Source organism: Paenibacillus sp. J45TS6 (genome assembly GCF_018403285.1).
In the GTDB taxonomy this organism is placed as follows: Bacteria; Bacillota; Bacilli; order Paenibacillales; family Paenibacillaceae; genus Paenibacillus.
Genome location: NZ_BOSJ01000076.1, coordinates 1 through 404 on the forward strand (window position 1 = coordinate 1; position 404 = coordinate 404).

Annotated in this window: 2 tRNA genes and 1 rRNA gene; all 3 read left to right on the forward strand. The window is 54.2% G+C overall.

Going from position 1 to position 404, the window contains the following annotated elements:
- The first annotated feature begins 10 nt into the window (after positions 1 to 10).
- The 3 genes from rrf (at position 11) to KJS58_RS25025 (ending at position 353) form a co-directional block, all read left to right on the forward strand.
- Positions 11 to 127: ribosomal RNA gene (gene rrf, locus KJS58_RS25015) — 5S ribosomal RNA — on the forward strand.
- Between the two features lie 51 nt (positions 128 to 178).
- A tRNA-Ile gene (locus KJS58_RS25020) sits at positions 179 to 255 on the forward strand.
- Positions 256 to 277: 22 nt separating this feature from the next.
- Positions 278 to 353: transfer RNA gene (locus tag KJS58_RS25025), tRNA-Ala, on the forward strand.
- Positions 354 to 404: the final 51 nt, after the last annotated feature.

Consider the following 404-nt stretch of genomic DNA (forward strand, 5'->3'; position numbering starts at 1 on the left):
AAAATGCTCGTTTGGTGGCGATAGCGGAGGGGTTCCACACGTACCCATCCCGAACACGACCGTTAAGCCCTCCAGCGCCGATGGTACTTGGACCGCAGGGTCCTGGGAGAGTAGGACGTCGCCAAGCGAATACCCTTTTGGGTTATTTTTTTTGCCTGGTCGTTACATTTAATGATGAGGGCCCTTAGCTCAGCTGGTTAGAGCGCACCCCTGATAAGGGTGAGGTCGGTGGTTCGAGTCCACTAGGGCCCACCATGTAACTTCATAATTCGATTATGGGGCCATAGCTCAGCTGGGAGAGCGCCTGCCTTGCAAGCAGGAGGTCAGCGGTTCGATCCCGCTTGGCTCCACCAATATTCCCTGATAGCTCAGTTGGTAGAGCACTCGACTGTTAATCGAGTTGT